The sequence below is a fragment of the Candidatus Pelagibacter bacterium nBUS_25 genome (genome assembly GCF_051200975.1).
GTDB lineage: Bacteria > Pseudomonadota > Alphaproteobacteria > Pelagibacterales > Pelagibacteraceae > Pelagibacter.
Map to the genome: position 1 here is coordinate 1,203,032 of NZ_CP172846.1, position 19,773 is coordinate 1,222,804.

16 protein-coding genes are annotated in these 19,773 nt (G+C 32.3%); all 16 read right to left on the minus strand.

From position 1 onward, the window contains the following. Nucleotides 1–3: 3 nt before the first annotated feature. The 16 genes from lpdA to ACIJYH_RS06480 are packed head-to-tail and all read right to left on the minus strand — an operon-like array spanning nt 4 to nt 19,769. A complete protein-coding gene (gene lpdA / locus ACIJYH_RS06405; protein WP_435162762.1) occupies nt 4–1,404 on the minus strand; it encodes a dihydrolipoyl dehydrogenase in 1,401 nt (466 codons plus the stop codon). Beyond that, the gene (odhB, locus tag ACIJYH_RS06410) at nt 1,405–2,724 is read right to left on the minus strand and encodes a 2-oxoglutarate dehydrogenase complex dihydrolipoyllysine-residue succinyltransferase (protein ID WP_435162763.1); all 1,320 of its coding nucleotides are present in this window, start codon (nt 2,722–2,724) and stop codon (nt 1,405–1,407) included. A 6-nt stretch (nt 2,725–2,730) separates the two neighbouring features. Next, nucleotides 2,731–5,640, minus strand: coding sequence for a 2-oxoglutarate dehydrogenase E1 component (locus ACIJYH_RS06415; protein ID WP_435162764.1), 2,910 nt, complete (start codon nt 5,638–5,640; stop codon nt 2,731–2,733). Nucleotides 5,641–5,674: 34 nt separating this feature from the next. Beyond that, nucleotides 5,675–6,550, minus strand: coding sequence for a succinate--CoA ligase subunit alpha (sucD, locus tag ACIJYH_RS06420; protein WP_435096500.1), 876 nt, complete (start codon nt 6,548–6,550; stop codon nt 5,675–5,677). Nucleotide 6,551: 1 nt separating this feature from the next. Beyond that, nucleotides 6,552–7,712, minus strand: coding sequence for an ADP-forming succinate--CoA ligase subunit beta (gene sucC / locus ACIJYH_RS06425; protein WP_435162765.1), 1,161 nt, complete (start codon nt 7,710–7,712; stop codon nt 6,552–6,554). A gap of 2 nt (nt 7,713–7,714) precedes the next feature. Beyond that, the gene (gene mdh / locus ACIJYH_RS06430; RefSeq protein WP_435088169.1) at nt 7,715–8,677 is read right to left on the minus strand and encodes a malate dehydrogenase; all 963 of its coding nucleotides are present in this window, start codon (nt 8,675–8,677) and stop codon (nt 7,715–7,717) included. 8 nt (nt 8,678–8,685) lie between these two features. Then, nucleotides 8,686–10,179 carry a CoA-acylating methylmalonate-semialdehyde dehydrogenase gene (locus ACIJYH_RS06435; protein ID WP_435088171.1) on the minus strand — a complete coding sequence of 498 codons (1,494 nt, stop codon included), beginning with the start codon at nt 10,177–10,179 and terminating at the stop codon, nt 8,686–8,688. A 39-nt stretch (nt 10,180–10,218) separates the two neighbouring features. Then, complete coding sequence (locus ACIJYH_RS06440; RefSeq protein WP_435162766.1) at nt 10,219–10,998, minus strand: succinate dehydrogenase iron-sulfur subunit; 780 nt, start codon at nt 10,996–10,998, stop codon at nt 10,219–10,221. Then, complete coding sequence (sdhA, locus tag ACIJYH_RS06445) at nt 10,998–12,773, minus strand: succinate dehydrogenase flavoprotein subunit (protein ID WP_435162767.1); 1,776 nt, start codon at nt 12,771–12,773, stop codon at nt 10,998–11,000. The genes ACIJYH_RS06440 and sdhA overlap by 1 nt, the downstream gene beginning before the upstream one ends. Then, nucleotides 12,773–13,099, minus strand: coding sequence for a succinate dehydrogenase, hydrophobic membrane anchor protein (sdhD, locus tag ACIJYH_RS06450; RefSeq protein WP_435162768.1), 327 nt, complete (start codon nt 13,097–13,099; stop codon nt 12,773–12,775). The genes sdhA and sdhD overlap by 1 nt, the downstream gene beginning before the upstream one ends. After that, nucleotides 13,096–13,479: a succinate dehydrogenase, cytochrome b556 subunit gene (gene sdhC, locus ACIJYH_RS06455; protein ID WP_435096515.1), complete on the minus strand. Its 384-nt coding sequence runs from the start codon at nt 13,477–13,479 to the stop codon at nt 13,096–13,098. The genes sdhD and sdhC overlap by 4 nt, the downstream gene beginning before the upstream one ends. After that, on the minus strand, nt 13,469–14,476 hold the full coding sequence (locus ACIJYH_RS06460) for an aspartate-semialdehyde dehydrogenase (RefSeq protein ID WP_435162769.1): 1,008 nt from the start codon (nt 14,474–14,476) through the stop codon (nt 13,469–13,471). Before ACIJYH_RS06460 ends, sdhC begins: the two co-directional genes overlap by 11 nt. A gap of 19 nt (nt 14,477–14,495) precedes the next feature. After that, nucleotides 14,496–15,605 carry a dimethylsulfoniopropionate demethylase gene (locus ACIJYH_RS06465; protein WP_435162770.1) on the minus strand — a complete coding sequence of 370 codons (1,110 nt, stop codon included), beginning with the start codon at nt 15,603–15,605 and terminating at the stop codon, nt 14,496–14,498. Next, the gene (locus ACIJYH_RS06470) at nt 15,602–16,378 is read right to left on the minus strand and encodes an alpha/beta fold hydrolase (RefSeq protein WP_435088182.1); all 777 of its coding nucleotides are present in this window, start codon (nt 16,376–16,378) and stop codon (nt 15,602–15,604) included. Before ACIJYH_RS06470 ends, ACIJYH_RS06465 begins: the two co-directional genes overlap by 4 nt. An 8-nt stretch (nt 16,379–16,386) precedes the next feature. Continuing rightward, nucleotides 16,387–18,003 (minus strand): acyl-CoA synthetase, encoded by a 1,617-nt coding sequence (locus ACIJYH_RS06475; protein ID WP_435162771.1) that lies wholly within the window; start codon nt 18,001–18,003, stop codon nt 16,387–16,389. A gap of 2 nt (nt 18,004–18,005) precedes the next feature. Continuing rightward, nucleotides 18,006–19,769, minus strand: coding sequence for an acyl-CoA dehydrogenase family protein (locus tag ACIJYH_RS06480; protein ID WP_435162773.1), 1,764 nt, complete (start codon nt 19,767–19,769; stop codon nt 18,006–18,008). Nucleotides 19,770–19,773: the final 4 nt, after the last annotated feature.

Genomic DNA, 19,773 nt, shown 5'->3' on the forward strand with positions numbered 1-19,773 from the left:
TTATTAAGAGTGTATTGCTCTTTTATCTACTGATAATGCTGCTTCTTTAACAGCTTCTGAAAATGTTGGGTGAGCGTGACAAGTTCTTGCAATATCCTCAGAGCTTGCACCAAATTCCATAGCAACACCTATTTCTGCAATAAGCTCTCCTGCGTGAGGACCAATAATGTGTGCACCTAAAACTTTATCTGTAGTTTCATCTGCTAAAATTTTTACAAACCCTTCTGCGTCATCTATAGCTTTTGCTCTAGAGTTTGCCATGAATGAAAACTTACCAATTTTATATTTTGTGTTTAATTCTTTTAATTGTTCTTCTGTCTTGCCAATTGATGCAACCTCAGGGGTAGTATAAACAACACCAGGAATTGTATCATAATTTACATGACCTGATTGACCTGCAATATTTTCTGCAACCGCAATTCCTTCATCTTCTGCTTTATGGGCAAGCATTGGTCCACTTATAACGTCACCTATCGCATATATGTTATCAACGTTTGTTTTTAACATATTGTCTGTTTTAACTCTTTTTCTTTCATCTAATTCAACCCCAATAGCTTCTAAATTTAAACCATTAGTGTTTGCTTTTCGTCCAACAGAAATAAGAACTACATCACAATCAAAATTATTTTTATTTCCATCTTTATCAACTGTTGAAACAACTGCTCCTGTTTTATTATTTTGAATAGCTTCAACTTTATTTTGCATATTAAATTTGATGCCTTGTTTTTTTAAAATCTTCATAAATTCTGAGGAAATTTCTTTATCCATACCTGGAGTAATATGATCTAAAAACTCTACTACTTGCACTTCAGCTCCTAATCTTGACCAAACTGATCCCATTTCTAATCCAATGTAACCACCTCCCACTACAACCATTTTTTTTGGAACTTTATCTAATTTTAATGCTCCAGTTGAAGATACAATAACTTTCTCATCAATTTCTATTCCAGGTAATGACATTGGTACAGAACCAGTTGCTATCACTGTTTTTTCAGCCTCTATAACTGTCTCTTTGTTTTGATCATCTCTAATTATAATTTCATTTTGAGATTTGAAGCTTCCAGTTCCTTTGTAATAGGTCACCTTGTTTTTTTTCAATAAAAACTCGACTCCCTTAGTAAGAATAGTCACTGCTTTATCTTTACTTTTCATCATTTTTTCTAGATTTAGCTTAACTTCTCCAACTTCAATTCCTTTACTAGATAAATTTTGAACTTTATGAAATTCTTCAGATAAATTTAATAGGCTTTTTGAGGGAATACACCCAACGTTTAAACACGTTCCCCCAAGTGATCCTCTTGACTCTATGCAGGCTGTTTTAAGTCCAAGTTGAGCAAGCCTAATAGCACAAACATAGCCACCAGGACCCCCTCCAATTACTACTGCTTGAAATTTTTCTGACATTTAAATATCCAAAAATAACCGTCTAGGGTCTTCTAAATTTTCTTTAACCATTTTTAAAAATGAAACTGACTCTTTACCGTCAATTATTCTATGATCATATGACAAAGCTAAATACATAATAGGTCTAATTTTTATTTCTCCATCAACCACAACTGGTCTTTCAACAATATTATGCATTCCAAGTACCCCTGATTGAGGAAGATTCAATATTGGTGTTGATAACATTGATCCATACACACCACCATTACTAATTGTAAATGTTCCACCTTGAAGATCTTCAATAGTTAATTTTCCGTCTCTTGCTGTTTCTGAAATTTCTTTAATATTTTTTTCAATATCAGCAAATGATAATTCATCAGCATTTCTTAATACAGGTACAACCAAACCTTTTTCAGTACCTACAGCAAAACTAAGATTATAATAATTTTTATAAATTATTTCATCACCATCTATCTCAGCATTTACTGCTGGGAAATTTTTCAATGCAACAACACACGCTTTAACAAAAAAAGACATAAAACCTAATTTTATTCCATAACGACTTTGAAAATCTTGCTGATTTTCTTTTCTCATTTCCATAATATTAGTCATATCAACTTCATTAAATGTAGTTAACAAAGCTGCATTTTCTTGTGCTTGTTTTAATCTCTTAGCTATCGTCTGTCTTAGTCTGGTCATTTTAATTCTTTCTTCTTGACCATACTGAGCTTTTCTTTCTGAAGGTTGTGGATTAGCTCCCATTAAACTTATTAGGTCACCTTTTAAAACCCTTCCATCTTTTCCTGAGCCTTGAACTGAATTAATATCTATTTTATTTTCTGTAACAATTTTTCTAACAGCTGGTGAAAGTGTTTGGCTTTCTGTATTAGTTTTAGGCTCTGATTTTTCTATTTTGGCCTTTGGAGTTTCTTCTTCTATGACTTCATCAGTTAAAACTAATGGTTCATCTTCAATTTTTTCTTCTGGTTTTTCCTCAAAAATTTTTGGTTCTTTTTTAGATGCATCTAATTTAATTACGTTATCTTCTTTTTGAGTGGGTTCTACATTTTTAATTTCCTCTTTTTTAACTGACCCTGCTGATCCACTCTCTGATACTGAGCCTAACAAAGCTCCAACTTCTACCACAGAGCCATCTTTTGAATTTATTTCTGTTAAAATACCTTTAACAGGAGATGGCACTTCAAGATTAACCTTATCTGTCTCAAGCTCTACGATTGGCTCATCAGCGTCAACAGCATCACCAGCATTTTTTAGCCATTTTGCAACTGTTGCCTCAGTAATACTTTCGCCAAGAACAGGAACTACAATTTTTTCACTCATCTATAATTATTCAAAAACCTTATCAATTATTTCTTGTTGTTGAGAATTATGCCTTTTTGCATATCCTGTTGCTGGGGATGCATCGGGGCTTCTTCCTATATAAGAAATTTCATTATTATTAGCCTTAATAGTATCCAATGTCCATTGGATATAATCTCTAACTGAAAACCAAGCACCCATATTTTTAGGCTCTTCCTGACACCAAAAAAATTTAGCATTCTTTGCGTATGGTTTAAGCTCTTTAACAAGAGTTTTCGCAGGAAATGGGTAGAGTTGTTCAACTCTATATAAAATTACATCATCTTTTTTTAATTTTTCTCTAGCTTCTAATAAATCAAAATAAACTTTACCTGAACACATTATTACTTTTTTAATTTCTGAACTTTCTTTTAATTTTATAAAACCTTTTGTTTGTGGGTCTATTGCATGGTCCCAAAGTATTCTATGAAAAGAATTCGATTTACTAAAATCTTCTAAATTTGATACACAGTATTTATTTCTAAGTAAAGATTTTGGAGTCATCATAATTAATGGTTTTCTAAAATCTCTATGCATTTGTCTTCTAAGAGCATGAAAATAATTTGCAGGTGTTGTACAATTCATAACTTGCATATTGTCATTTGAGCACATCTGTAAAAATCTCTCTAATCTAGCTGATGAGTGTTCTGGTCCTTGACCTTCATATCCATGGGGCAATAACATTACTAATCCAGAAGCTCTTCTCCATTTTCTCTCTCCTGATGCAATAAATTGATCAATCACGACTTGTGCACCATTCGCAAAATCTCCAAATTGTGCTTCCCATAGAGTAAGAGTATTTGGTTCAACCAAACTATAACCATATTCAAATCCCAGAACAGCTAATTCTGATAAAAAGCTATCAACAACTTCAAATTGTTTTTGATTATTTGAAATATTATTTAGAGGAACATATCGACTGTTATTTTTTTGATTTCTTAATACTGAATGTCTCTGACTAAAAGTTCCCCTTCCAGAATCTTGCCCAACCAATCTTACTGGATAGCCCTCTTCTAAAAGAGATCCAAATGCTAAAGCTTCGGCTGTTGACCAATCAATATTGGATCCACTCTTAACAGCTTCTCTTCTATTATTTAATATTTTGACTATCGTTTTATGTAAATTTAATTCATCCGATGAAGCATTTATTTTTTCTGAAATTTGTAAAAGCTTTTTAGTATCTGCTCCCGTTACTCCTCTTTTATCTTTTCCTTTTTCAGGTTTATATGCTGACCACGTACCTTCAAACCAAGCAATTTTTGGTTTGTAATCTTTTGCATTTTTAAACTGATCATCAAGCAAGTTTTTAAAAGTCTTAATTGAATTATCTAAACTTTCATTTGAAATTACATTTTCATCTACAAGTCTTTTACCATAAACTTTTATTGTTGAAGGATGAGATCTAATTTTTTCATACATCAAAGGTTGCGTAAATGATGGCTCATCTCCTTCATTGTGACCAAACCTTCTGTAACAAATTAAATCTACAACTACATCTCTATTGAATTTAAGTCTAAACTCTGTTGCTATTCTAGCCGCATAAACAACAGCTTCTGGATCATCTCCATTTGCGTGAATTATTGGAGCATCAACCATCTTTGCTACATCAGATGGGTATGGGGAAGACCTGGCAAATCTTGGGCTTGTCGTAAATCCTATCTGATTATTAACTATTATGTGAATTGTACCACCAGTATTATGTCCAGGCAGTCCAGACATTGCAAAACATTCAGCTACAACGCCTTGGCCTGCAAAAGCAGCATCGCCATGAATTAAAATTGGTATTACTTTGTTTCTCTCTTTATCCTTGTGGAAATATTGTTTTGCTCTAGTTTGACCTAGCACAACTGGATTAACTGCTTCTAAATGTGAAGGGTTATCAGTTAAACTAACATGAACTGAATTTCCATCAAATTCTCTATTAGATGAAGCACCTAAATGATATTTTACATCACCCGCACCCTCATCTGATGAAGTTCCAAATTCTCCAGCAAATTCATTAAATATTCTCTTATATGATTTTTGCAACACATTGGCTAAAACATTTAACCTACCTCTATGGGACATTCCAATTTTAACTTCTTTTACTTGTGATTGACCACTAATCTTAATAATTTGTTCTAAAGCTGGTATTAAGCTCTCTCCACCATCTAATCCAAATCTTTTGGTACCAACATATTTGGTATGAAGAAATTTTTCAAACCCCTCAGCTTGAATTAATTTATTCAAAATAGCTTCCTTACCATTTTTAGTAAAACTTAAATCATCTTCTGATTTTTCAATTCTATCCCTAAACCACTTTCTCTCTGTAGGATTTGAAATATGCATATATTCATATCCAACTGGTCCACAATAAGTTTTTTTTAAAAATTCTAAAATTTCTTTTATATTTGAATTTTGTTTATTAATCACACCACCTAAATAAATATTTTTTTTATAATCAGATTTTTTAAAACCAAATGACTCAGGGTGAAGTTCATCTAAATAATCTGATTTAATTAATTCTAATGGATCTAATTTAGCTATGAGATGTCCTCTTTGCCTATAAGATCTTATCATCGAAACAGCTTTTATTGAATCTTCGTTTGATCCAGATGAATTTACATTCGTATCACCCACATTAGAAGCGGCACCATTGGAGTTATGATCTTCTTGATCAATTTTTTTCTGAAGCTCATCAATATCTATTTTGTTTTTTTTAGGACCCCAAGAAGGGCCATTAATTTCTTTTGCAATAATATTTAATTCATCTCCGATACCCTCAAAATAATCCTTCCAACTATCTGGTAAATCTGCATCTTTGTTAACAAACTTAAGGTACATTCGCTCAATAAATGCACTATTAGACTTGTTTAAAAATGAGGTTTTTTCGTATTCGAGATTTTTTGATGCTGACATCTATCTATTTAATATAATCCTCTAATATTATTTTTCAATTTGACAATTTATTAAATAAAGTTTTACCAATTATTGAAGGTGATTTTGCTACTGTAATGCCAGATTCTTCCATTTTCTTAATCTTATCTTCGGCGCCACCTTTTCCTCCTGAGATAATAGCTCCTGCATGACCCATTCTACGTCCTGGTGGAGCTGTAATTCCAGCAATAAAACCAACAATTGGTTTTTTAATTTTGTGATTTTTAACAAATTCTGCAGCTTCTTCTTCTGCTGTACCCCCAATTTCTCCTATCATTAAAATAGACTCAGTTTCTTCATCATTTAAAAACAAATCTAAACAATCAATAAAGTTTGTTCCATTTATTGGGTCGCCTCCAATACCAATACAAGTTGATTGGCCTAAACCGTTCTCAGTCGTTTGTGCAACTGCTTCGTAAGTGAGAGTTCCAGATCTAGATACAATTCCGACTGAACCTCTTTTATGAATATTTCCTGGCATAATTCCAATTTTGCATTCATCTGGCGTAATTATCCCTGGGCAATTTGGTCCAATCAATCTACTTTTAGAACCATTTAATTTTTGTCTAACTTTAAGCATATCCTGAACTGGAATACCCTCAGTAATGCAAACAATCAATTCTACAGATGCATCGATTGCTTCTATAATAGCTGCAGCAGCAAATTTAGCAGGCACATAAATCATTGATGCGTCCGCACCAACATTATTTTTTGCTTCAATAACACTATTAAAAACAGGTCTATCTAAATGCTTTTGACCACCTTTTTTAGGAGTTACTCCTCCAACTAAATTAGTTCCGTATTTAATTGCTTGCTCAGAATGAAAAGTACCATGTGCGCCTGTAAAACCTTGGCAAATTACTTTTGTGTTTTTGTTTACTAAAACAGACATATTATTTTATTGCCTCTACAATTTTTTTAGCCGCATCATCTAAATTTTCAGCAGATATCAATTTCAATCCTGAATTATCTAATATTTCTTTTCCTTCTTTGAAATTTGTTCCTGCAAGTCTAACAACTAATGGAACACTAATATTTATTTCTTTAGCAGCATCGACTACCCCTTGAGCAAGTACATCACATCTCATTATTCCCCCAAAAATATTAACTAAAATTCCCTTAACATTTTTATCAGATAGAATTATCTTTAAAGCCGCAGAAACTTTTTCTTTTGAAGCACCACCACCTACATCTAAAAAATTAGCTGGTTCTTTTCCATATAATTTAATTATATCCATTGTTGCCATAGCAAGTCCTGCTCCATTAACCATGCAGCCAATACTTCCATCTAATTTAATGTAAGCCAAATCATGTTTGCTTGCTTCTATTTCTGTTGGATCTTCTTCATTTAAATCTCTTAACTCAACAATTTCAGGGTGTCTAAATAAAGCGTTAGAATCAAAATTTACTTTTGCATCTAAGCAAATTATTTTTTCTTCTTTAGTTAAAATTAGGGGGTTAACTTCAACCATGTTTGCATCAGTATTTATAAACATTTGATAAATTGATTTTATTAGTGAAATTGCTTGTTTTTTTGCACTATCACTTAAGTTAAAAATTTTAACTATCTCTTCACATTCTTTATCTGAAATTTCATTATTTATATCAACTTTTGTTGTTATAATTTTTTCAGGTGAACTACTTGCTACCTCTTCAATATCCATCCCCCCTTGATCACTAGATATAAAAGCTATTTTAGAACTAGTTCTATCGACTAAACATGATAAATAAAACTCTTTATCTATATTTGACGACTCTTCAACGTAGAGTCTTTTAACTTCTCTGCCCTCAGGACCTGTCTGATGAGTTACCAAAGTTTTTCCCATCAGTTCTTTTGCTGCATCAGTTAACTCTTCAATAGTATCTAAAATTTTTACTCCTCCAGCTTTACCTCTTCCACCCGCATGGATTTGTGCTTTTAATACATATTTTTTTGTATTTAATGATTTTGCTTTTTCTACCAATTCATCAACAGAAAGTGCAAACACACCCTCTGGAACGGTTGCACCATATTTCTTTAAAATTTGTTTGGCTTGATGTTCGTGAATGTTCATTATTACTTAGAAAGATCAGGATCTATTTTAGACGCTGCTTCCCAAAGAGCTTTGACTGCGTCAATGGAATGCATAAATTCTTTTTTTTCTTTATCATCTAAATCAATTTGCTCAATTTTCTCTACTCCATCTTTTCCTATAATTACTGGAACACCTGCATAAACATTGCTCACACCATACTCACCATTTAACTGAATAGCACATGGTAATAATTTTTTTTCATCATTTAAATATGCTTCTGCCATCTGAACTCCTGATGCTGCAGGCGCATAAAATGCAGATCCTTTTTCAAGGTATTTCACTATCTCAGCCCCACCATCTCTAGTTCTTTGATTTATTTCCTCTAATCTTTCTTTGGAAATTTTTCCCTCTTTTACTAAATCAAGCAAAGGTTTTCCTAAAACTTTTGTAAATCTAGGCATTGGTACCATAGTATCTCCATGTCCACCCATTACCATTGCATCTATTTCTTTTACAGGAACATTTAATTCTAAAGACAAAAATAATTTAAATCTTGAGCTATCTAAAATTCCAGCCATTCCAACAACCTTGTTAGCTGGTAAACCTGAAAATTTTTGAAATGCCATTACCATGACATCCAAAGGATTAGTAATACATATAACAAACGCGTTAGGGGCATTTTGCTTAATTCCTTCTGCTACTTGTTTAATAATTTTTAAATTAATTCCTAATAAGTCATCTCTGCTCATGCCTGGTTTTCTTGGTACACCGGCAGTAATAATTATTACATCAGAGTCTTTAATATCTTTATAGTCATCTGTGCCAGAAAATTTTACATTAAAACCATCAACTGATGAAGATTGCGCTATATCTAAAGCTTTTCCCTTTGCTATTCCGCTTGCAACATCAAACAAAACTACTTCGTTTACTAGCTCTTTTGTTCCAATTAAGTGTGCTAATGTTCCGCCTATTTGACCTGCACCAATTAATGATATTTTAGTCATGTTTTTCCTTATTTCATTGTTGGCATTACAAATTCCGCGTTTGAACGAATACCTGATGGCCATCTTGATGTTACTGTTTTTAATTTTGTATAAAATTTTATTCCTTCCATACCGTGCATTGCACTATCTCCAAATAAAGATCTTTTCCATCCTCCAAAACTATGAAACGCCATTGGAACCGGAATTGGAACATTAATACCAACCATACCAACTTGAATTTTACTTGCAAAAGTTCTGGCAGCATCTCCATCTCTAGTATAAATGCTTACTCCATTTCCATACTCATGATCATTAATCAATTTAGCTGCATCTTCGAAAGTTTTTACTCTAATAACTGATAGCACTGGTCCAAATATTTCCTCTTTATAAACTCTCATGTCTTTTGAAACATGATCAAATAAGCAACCACCAATATAAAAGCCATTTTCATAACCTTGGAGTTTTAAGTTTCTTCCATCTACAACTAGTTTTGCTCCCTCTTCAACACCTAGATCTACATAACTTTTAACTTTTGCTAAATGATCTTTAGTAACCAGGGGTCCCATTTCTGAAGTTTTATCCATGCCTGGACCAACTTTTAAAGCTTCAGCTTTTTTTGATAATCTCGAGACTAATTCATCACCTATGTCACCAACAGCCACCGCCACAGATTGGGCCATACATCTTTCGCCTGCGGAACCATAGGCTGCACCCATTAATCCATTTACAGCTCCATCTAAATCACAATCAGGCATAACCACTAAATGGTTTTTAGCTCCACCTAATGCCTGAACTCTTTTTTCATTTTTAGCTGAATTTTCATAAATGTATTTAGCAATAGGTGTTGATCCTACAAAACTTACCGCTTTTACATCTTTGTTTTCTAAAATTGCATCAACTGACTCTTTGTCTCCATTAATAACGTTAAATACACCATCTGGAAGCCCTGCTTCTGTAAGTAATTGTGCTAATTTGATTGCACATGAAGGATCTTTTTCCGAAGGCTTAAGTATAAATGTGTTTCCACATGCTATAGCTATTGGAAACATCCACATTGGAACCATTGCTGGAAAGTTAAAAGGTGTTATTCCAGCCACAACTCCTAACGGCTGTCTCATTGACCAGCTATCAACATTAGTTCCTACATTTTCTGAAAACTCACCTTTTAATAAATGAGGAATTCCACAAGCAAATTCAACTACCTCGAGTCCTCTTGTTAGTGAACCTTGGGCGTCATCATAAACTTTACCGTGCTCAGAAACTATTAATTTTGTTAGTTCATCCGAGTTTTTTTCAATTAATTCTTTAAATTTAAACATCACTCTTGCTCTTTGAAGAGGAGGTTTTAATGACCAAGTTTCAAAAGCTTTTTTAGCAACTTCAACTGCTTGATCTAAGTCTGATTTTGAAGCAAGTCTTACTTCAGATTCTTGTTCTCCAGTTGCAGGATTAAAAACTTTGCCCTTTTTATCTGATGAACCAGGAATAATTTTTCCACCAACGAAGTGCTCTATTAATTTCATGAATAGGGTCTTTTAGATCAAAAAAGCTTATTAGTCTATTTAAACATTGGCTGTAGCAATCATTTTTTTAATTTCAGCAATTGCTTTTGCTGGATTCAGGCCTTTTGGACAAGCATTTGTACAATTTAGAATAGTGTGACATCTATAAAGCTTTAATTCATCTGCAACTTTTTTTAATCTTGCTTTTCTCTCTTCATCTCTACTATCAATGATCCATCTATAAGCTTGAAGAAGAACTGCAGGACCTAAATATTTATCACCATTCCACCAGTAGCTTGGACAAGATGTTGAACAACATGCACACATAATACATTCATAGGCGCCATCAAGTTTAGCTCTTTCTTCTTTTGATTGAACTATTTCAGTTGTTTCTTTCGTTGAATTATTTTTTAACCAAGGCTCAATTGATTGATATTGTTTGTAAAGCCCATCTAAATCCCCAATCAAATCTCTTTTAACTTTTAAGTGTGGTAAAGGATAAATATCTATATCACCATCAATTTCTGCATGAGGTGTGGTACATGCAAGGCCATTTTTACCTCCCATGTTCATAGCACAAGATCCGCAAACTCCATGTGCACAAGATCTTCGGTAGGCTAATGTTGGATCAATTTCATTCTTAATTTTATTAAGAATATCCAAAACTTTTGATGGACAATTATCCATATCCACTTCATAGGTATCTAACTTTGGATTTTCTCCTGTGGACGGGTCCCATCTATAAACGTTAACTTTTCTTAAATTTTTTGAACCAGTTTTATCTTGATAATATTTACCCTTAGTTACTTCAGAATTTTTAGGTAAATTTATTTGAACCATTAATACACTCTTTCTTGCGGTGGAAAATATTGTACTTCGTTTGTCAGAGTGGACTTATGTACTTCTCTATAGCCAATTTTTGTGTTCTTACCATCACACCAGGCAAGTGTATGTTGCATAAATTTTTCATCATCTCTTTTAGGATAATCTTCTCGAGCATGAGCTCCTCTACTTTCTTTTCTATTATATGCAGAGTCTACAGTCACTACAGCTTGTCTAATTAAATTATCAAATTCTAAAGTTTCTACTAAATCCGTATTAAATACTAATGACTTGTCTTTTACTGATATAGAGCCTAATCCATCATAAGTTTTTCTTATTTCTTCGACACCTTCTTTGAGAGTTTTTTCTGTTCTAAAAACTGCACATTTAGATTGCATTGTTTTCTGCATCGCCAGTCTTAATTCAGCTGTGCCAGTGTCTCCATCTGCATTTCTAATTTTATCAAATCTATCAATACATTTTTGTGTTTCATTCTCACTAATTTCTTCATGTGGTGCCCCAGGTTTAACCAGCTCAGCAGCTCTTTTTGCTGCTGCTCTTCCAAAAACAACTAAATCAATTAAAGAATTTGACCCCAATCTATTTGCTCCATGAACTGAAACGCAGGCTGCTTCTCCAATAGCCATTAAGCCTGGCACCGTTTTTTCAGAACCATTCACTGTTAAAACTTCTCCTTTATAATTTGTCGGAATACCTCCCATATTATAATGAACAGTTGGCACAACTGGAATTGGTTCTTTGGTGACATCAACATTTGCAAATAATCTTGCAGCGTCAGTTATACCTGGCAATCTGCTTTCAATAATTTCTTTATCTAAATGACTTAAGTTAAGATGAACATGATCTTGATTTTTTCCAACTCCTCTTCCTTCATTAATTTCAATTGACATTGACCTACTTACTACATCCCTTGAAGCTAGATCTTTTGCATTAGGAGCATATCTTTCCATAAATCGCTCACCTTTAGAATTTGTAAGGTAACCTCCTTCACCTCTAGCTCCCTCAGTTATTAAAGTACCGTGACCATATATTCCTGTCGGATGAAATTGTACAAATTCCATATCTTGTAAAGGTAATCCAGCTCTAAGAACCATTGCATTACCATCACCAGTGCAAGTGTGAGCTGAGGTTGCTGAGTAGTATACTTTTCCATAACCACCTGTTGCAATAATTACTGTATGTGCTCTAAATCTATGAATTGTTCCATCATTTAAATTCCATGCAATCAATCCTTTACACTCACCATCTTTCATCAATAAATCCAAAGCAAAATATTCTATAAAAAATTCAGTATTATGTTTTAAAGCTTGTCCATAAAGAGTATGCAATATTGCATGGCCCGTTCTATCAGCTGCCGCACAAGTTCTTTGTACTATTCCGTTTCCATAATTTTTAGTCATTCCACCAAATGGTCTTTGATAAATTTTCCCTTCTTCAGTTCTGCTAAATGGAACACCATATTTTTCTAGTTCAATTACTGCTTTTGGAGCTTCTTTACATAGGTACTCAATACTATCCTGATCACCCAACCAATCAGCACCTTTTACAGTATCGTACATGTGCCATCTCCAATCATCTTCACCCATATTTCCTAGAGCAGCTGAAATTCCACCTTGAGCAGCAGATGTATGGCTTCTTGTTGGAAAAACTTTTGAAATACAAGCTGTTTTTAATCCAGCTTCACTTAATCCTACAGCAGCTCTTAGACCAGATCCACCTGCTCCAAGAACAACAACATCGTATTCATGATCAATAATTTTATAAGAACTCATTAGTTTAGATTAAATAAAAAAATAATTGTTAATAATGGAATAATTATAGCAGAAATAAATAATAGTCTGTTTGCGACATATTTGATTTTATCCTCTGATATATAATCTTCAAAAACCTCACTAATATTTAGTGCAGAAAAAAAATAAGCAAAAATAATAAATAAGCTAAATAAAAATTTAGAAACTGAATTAGAAAAAAATTCTACTAATTCAAAATGATTTTGGTCATAAATTTCTATAAAATTTACTGCAAACCAAAACATTAACGGTAACAACATCACTGATGATATCTTTAAAAATACCCATTTTTTTGTAGCTAAATTCATATTAAATTTTTACCTATTAAATAAATCAAAATAGTTAATACAAATGATCCAAAGATAACCATAAGACCTGTGATACGAGTTGTTTGTAATTCAAAACCATAGCCCATATCCATGACCAAGTGTCTAATTTCACTTAACATTTGGAAGCTAAAAGACCAAACTAAACCTATTGCAATAAATTTTCCAACTATAGAATTTAAGAATTGATTTATTAAACTATAATTTGCATCACCTAACACTAAAAAAGAAACCCAAATACAAATCAAAGTAATCGCAGCAATATTAATAATTCCTGTTATTCGGTGAGAAATAGATACTAATGATGAAATGTGCCACCTATAGATTTGTATATGTGGAGATAAAGGATTTTTATTTTCCATAAAAATTATTTTTAATTAATGTTTCTGCAATCTCAACTGCGTTTAAAGCTGCACCTCGTAAAAGATTATCTGAGACAATCCACATATTTAAGCCATTCCTTACTGTTTTGTCCTCTCTTATGCGAGAAATAAAAGTTTCATCTTTTCCCTCAGCTTCAATAGGCGTTGAATAACCTTTGTCAGCTCTTTCATCAATTACTTTACATCCTTCAAAATTATCTAAGGCATCTCTAACTTTTTCTAATGAAAAAGAATTTTCAAATTCTATGTTAACTGACTCTGAATGAGAAACTAACACAGGCACTCTTACACAAGTAGCCGTTAAATCAATTTTGCTATCTAAAATTTTTTTTGTTTCATTTGTCATTTTAAGTTCTTCTTTTGTATAACCATCATCTGAAAATACATCTATGTGAGGAATTGCATTAAATGCGATTTGCTTTGTAAAGTTTTTAGACTCTATTTTATTATTTTGTAAAACTTGTTTTGTTTGCTCTATCAATTCATCCATGGGAGCCTTACCACCTCCTGAAACTGATTGATATGTTGAAACAACTATTCTTTTAATCTTAAATAAATCATGCAACGGCTTTAATGCTATGACAAGTTGAGCTGTCGAGCAGTTTGGATTTGCAATAATATTTTTCTTTATATTGTGTAAATGGTCTGAATTTACTTGAGGCACTATTAATGGTACATCTGTGTCCATTCTATAAAAACTTGAATTATCAATTACCAAAGAATGTTTTGCAGCAACTCCAGCAAAATTTTCTGAAATTTTTCCCCCTGCTGCAAAAAAAGTAATTTTTACTTTTGAAAAATCAAAAGTCTCTAAATCGATTACTTCATGCTCTTTTCCATTGAAAATAATTTTAGATCCTGCACTTCTAGATGATGCTAATAAATACAAATTATCTATAGCTAGATCTTTTCTTTCTAGAACTTCTAATATTTTTCTGCCTACATTACCAGTGGCTCCAACAATAGCTATATTCATGATTTTGTTAAAGTTTATACTAAATGAAAGGTAAATCGCAAACGTTTCCAGTACAAATATTGCCGTTTATCTCAGCTTTCACACTTAGAGACACTTCCCAGTAAGGCTTTTTAATCATTGCGATGCCAATTACTTTTTCGAAATGTGGTGAATAACATGCTGATCTTAATTCTCCAATAATGTTATTATTTTCATCTTTTAAGTCTAATGATCCTGATAAGCTGACCTCTTTAGCTTCAAATTTAATTCCCATAAGTTTTTTTTTAATTCCATTTAGTTTAACTTTTTTAAGATTTTCTTTTCCTAAAAAATTTATTTCATTATCTAATGAAACGTATTGATCAAAACCACATTCGAATGGATTATCATTATTGTCAAAATCATTTCCATACGAAAGCAATCCACTTTCAATTCTTTCAATTAAATTTGGGCAACCTGGTTTAACATTAAATTCTTTTCCTATCTCAAACAGGTGATCATACAATCTCTGTCCTGATTGAGTATCTTGAACATAAACTTCAAATCCTCCCTGCTTAGACCATCCAGATCTAGCAATTAAATGCTTTACTCCTTCAAAATCAAAATAACTAAAACCAAAAAATTTTAGTTCTTTAATTATTTTTCCAAATACTTTCTCCATTAAATCAAAAGATTTAGGACCTTGAACAGCAATAATATCAACAACTGGTTCAATAATTTTGACATCAAATTTATATCCAGATGCCAAACCTTTTGCAAAAAAAATCACATCTGAGTCAGCAATTGATATCCACCATTTATCTTCTGCTAACTTTAAGATTACAGGATCATTTACTAAATTTCCTGAAACATCAATAATTGGACAATAATAACATCTTCCTATTTTAGATTTTGATAAATCTCTACATGTCATCAATTGAACTAGTTTTGCAGAATCTTTTCCTTGAATTTCAACTTGTCGTTCAGCTGCAACATCCCAAACTTGAACATCTTTTTTTAAATGTTCATATGAGTCTTCGATAGATCCAAATGCTGCAGGTAAAAGCATATGATTATAAACAGTATAAGCAGTTACACCTTGTTTCTCTATTCTTGAAGTGTATGGAGTACTTCTAAGTCTCCTGGATTTTGCAATTGAATACTGTTTCATTTTTGTAAAAATTCTAAGACTTTTTCCCGCATTTCAAAAGCTTTTTCAATCATAATCATATGTCCACATTCATCAATAATGTGAGTTGTAGAATTATTAATCATATTTGCAAATTTTTTTCCTACTTCTATGTTAACCATTTTATCTAAGGAGCCCAAAACAAGCATGGTGGGACAATCAATTGTTTTTGCCGCATTTGAACCATTGCTGTAATTGTTGCAAGCAACAAGATCTACTCCTAATATTCTACTAATATCTTTCGGAGATTGGATTATTCTTTTTATAGGATTTCCACCTATAAATTTTTTTGACCCTTCGTAACCCCATTTCATCATTAATTTAACAGCATCTGAGTCTCCGTTTTGAGCTAGGTCTATTAAGTCTTGATTTACTGGCATTTTATAAGAGCCACCAACAAATACTAACTTGTTTATTCTGCTCTTATATTTATTTGAGTATTCAAGCATTTCCAAACACCCCTGAGAATGACCAATTAAAATAACTTGTTTTAATTCCAATTTAATAAATACTTTTTCTAACCAGTCTGCGATTTCTTCTATTGTGTGAAGACAGGGCCCCGCAGAATTACCATGTCCAGGAAGATCAACGGATAAAACATTGAAATTTCTATTTGCAAAAAATTGTTCAACTAAAGACCAAATTATATGAGAAAGACCACTACCGTGAAGAAAAATAATAGTTTCTTTTTTATGATCTAATTCTTGACCAGCATCTGACGCATAAATACTTTTATTTTCTATCTCGAATATCAAATAATTTCCTAGAATTGCTTTCTTAATTCAAATTTCTGAATTTTTCCTGTTGATGTTTTTGGAAGTTCACAGAAAACAACTTTTTTGGGAACTTTAAATCCAGCTAAAGTTTCTTTACAAAAATCTATTAATTCCTTTTCCGTAACTAGTTTGTCTTTAACCATTTCTATAAATGCACAAGGAACTTCACCCCATTTATCATCTGGTTTAGCAACTACCGCTGCAATGGAAACAGATGGATGTTTTGCAAGTGTATTTTCAATTTCAATAGATGATATGTTTTCTCCTCCAGAAATAATTATATCTTTAGATCTATCCTGTATCTTAACGTATCCATCAGGATGCATAACAGCTAAATCACCTGTATGAAACCAGCCTCCAGCCATCGCTTTATCTGTTGCATCTTTATCTTTGAAATATCCCTTCATTACAATATTTCCTCTGATCATAATTTCACCAATAGTTTTTCCATCATGTGGAACTTGCTTCATTGTTTCAGGATCCATAACTGTAACCCCTTCAGTATTTGGGTATCTAACGCCTTGTCGTGCTTTAATTTCATTCTGCTTATCTTCATCAAAATTGTTCCATTCATCATTCCAAGCACATTGCGTAACATGGCCATACGTTTCCGTTAAACCGTAAACATGCATTACTTCAAATCCTAAATCATTCATTTTCTTAAAAATGATACTGGGTGGAGGAGCTCCTGCAGTTAATACATGAACTTTGTGATTTAATTTTTTTCGATCACTCTCTGGGGCTCCTGTGATCATATTAAGTATAATTGGTGCACCACCAAAATGAGTTACTTTATATTTTTCTATTAATTCAAAAATTTTTTTAACATCTATATTTCTTAAACAAACAGTTCTTCCATTTAACATTGGAATGGTCCAAGGATAACACCAGCCATTACAGTGAAACATTGGTACTATAGTTAGAAAATTAAGTCTATTTGGCATATTCCATGCAACTGAACTTCCAGTAGACATCAAATACGCACCTCTATGATGATAAACAACTCCTTTTGGATTACCTGTTGTTCCTGAAGTGTAACTTAAGGAAATAGCCTGCCATTCATCCTCTGGCATTTTCCAATCATAATTTTCATCACCAGTATCTAAAAAATCTTCATATTCATATTCACCAATCTTTTCCAACTTTGATTGATCTGCATATTTGTCATTTATATCAATAATAATAATTTTTTTATCTATCATGCTTAAAGCTTTTTTAACTTCTACATGAAGTTGTCTGTCCACAACTAATACTTTGGCTTCACTATGGTCTAATATATAGGCAATAGTGTTTGCATCCAATCTAACATTAATTGTGTTTAGTACTCCACCAGTCATTGGAACTGAATAATGTGCCTCAAAAATTTCAGGAGTATTAAACGCTAAAAATGAAACTGTATCTCCTTTACTAATTCCAATTTTTGATAATGCGCTAGCAAATTTTACTGACCTCTTATAAACTTCTGACCAAGTATACTTTCTATCTTCATAAACTATTGCTTCATAATTGGGATAAACATCTTTAGCTCTTTCTAAAAAAGTTAATGGAGAAAGAGGAATATGATTAGCTTTGTTCTTGTCTAAATTTACATCGTAACTACTCATAATTAATTGAATTTAAAATTCATTATATTTGAACTTCCAGATATTGCAGACTTATAATGAAATTCAGCTCTTGGTAACACTTTATCAAAATAAAATTTTGCTGTATTTATTTTATCTTCATAAAATTCTTTATTAGTTTCATAATCAGTAAAACTTACTTCTAATACCTTAATCCAAGAGTATGCTATTGATACATAACCAAGTGTTTTTAAATAATCATTTGCAGCAGCACTAACATCATCTTTTTCAATTTTAGATTTATCTTCAATCCAGCCTGTAAATTTATACAAAATATCTAAGTAATAATTTAATTCCTTGGAATATGACTTCACTTTTTCATTCTTGCTATCACTTTCACTTTTAATCAAGTCTAGAAATTTTTGAATTATATTTCCATTTTTATTTGAAAGTTTTCTAAAAACTAAATCAGCTGCCTGAACTGAATTTGTTCCTTCATAAATTGGCGTAATTCTATTGTCTCTATATAATTGTTCAATTCCTTGATCTTTTGTGTATCCATATCCTCCATGAATTTGCATAGCATCATTAGTTATTTCCATTGCCAGATCAGTAAATAGTGATTTAACAACAGGGGTCATTAACGAAACATAATCAGAAGCCTCCTGTTTTATTTTATCGTCTGGATGATAAAGACTAACTTCTGTTTGTTGTGAAAGCCAAAAACAAAGGGCTCTTTCTCCTTCGATTATTGACTTCATGTTTAACAATGATTTTCTTATATCCGCATGTTCAATTATAAAATCTGCACCATTTGTTGATTTTGTATTATTAGTTTTGCCTTGTTTTCTCTCTTTAGCGTAAGCCAGAGAATTTTGATATGCTATTTCAGAAATACCCAAGCCTTGAATACCAACAACAATTCTCTCTAAATTCATCATAGTAAACATGGCATTCAAGCCCTTGTCTTTTGACCCAATCATGTAACCAGTTGCTTCATCAAAATTCAAAACACATGTTGCGGAACCTTTAATGCCCATTTTACTTTCAATAGATCCTGTGGATATTCCATTTCTTTGTCCTACTGTTCCATCTTCATTTACAATAAATTTTGGAACTAAAAATAAACTTATACCTTTTGTTCCTGCTGGTGAATCTGTTGATCTAGCTAAAACTAAATGAATTATATTTTCTGTTAAATCGTGATCACCTGATGTGATAAAAATTTTTTGACCACTTATTTTATAAGTACCATCAGTTTGATGACTAGCTTTTGTCTTTAATAACCCTAAATCTGTTCCACATACTGGCTCTGTTAAACACATTGTGCCACTCCATTTTCCTTCAACCATTTTTGGTAAGTATTTCTCCTTAATTTCTTCAGGAGCATGGTGATTAATACAATTGTAGGCACCAATACTTAATTCGCTATATAATTTAAATGAGAGGCTTGCTGACGAAAGCATTTCATCAAAAAATCCACTTACTGTTTTAGGCATACCTTGACCACCATATTTTGGATCACAAGATAATGATGTCCAACCATCTTCAATATATTTTTGGTAAGCTTCTTTGTAGCCTGGAGGTGTTCTCACTACTCCGTTTTCTAAAACAGCAGGATTTTCATCTCCTATCTTTGCTAACGGTAAGATTAAATTTTGATTAATTTTTGCTGCTTCTTCTAAAATATCTTTTACTAAATCTAAACCAACTTCATCATATTTTTTTAAATCATTGTAATTTTTGTTATTTCTTAATTTTTCAAAAAGAAATAGCATATCTTCTACTGGTGCAGTATAACTTGGCATAATT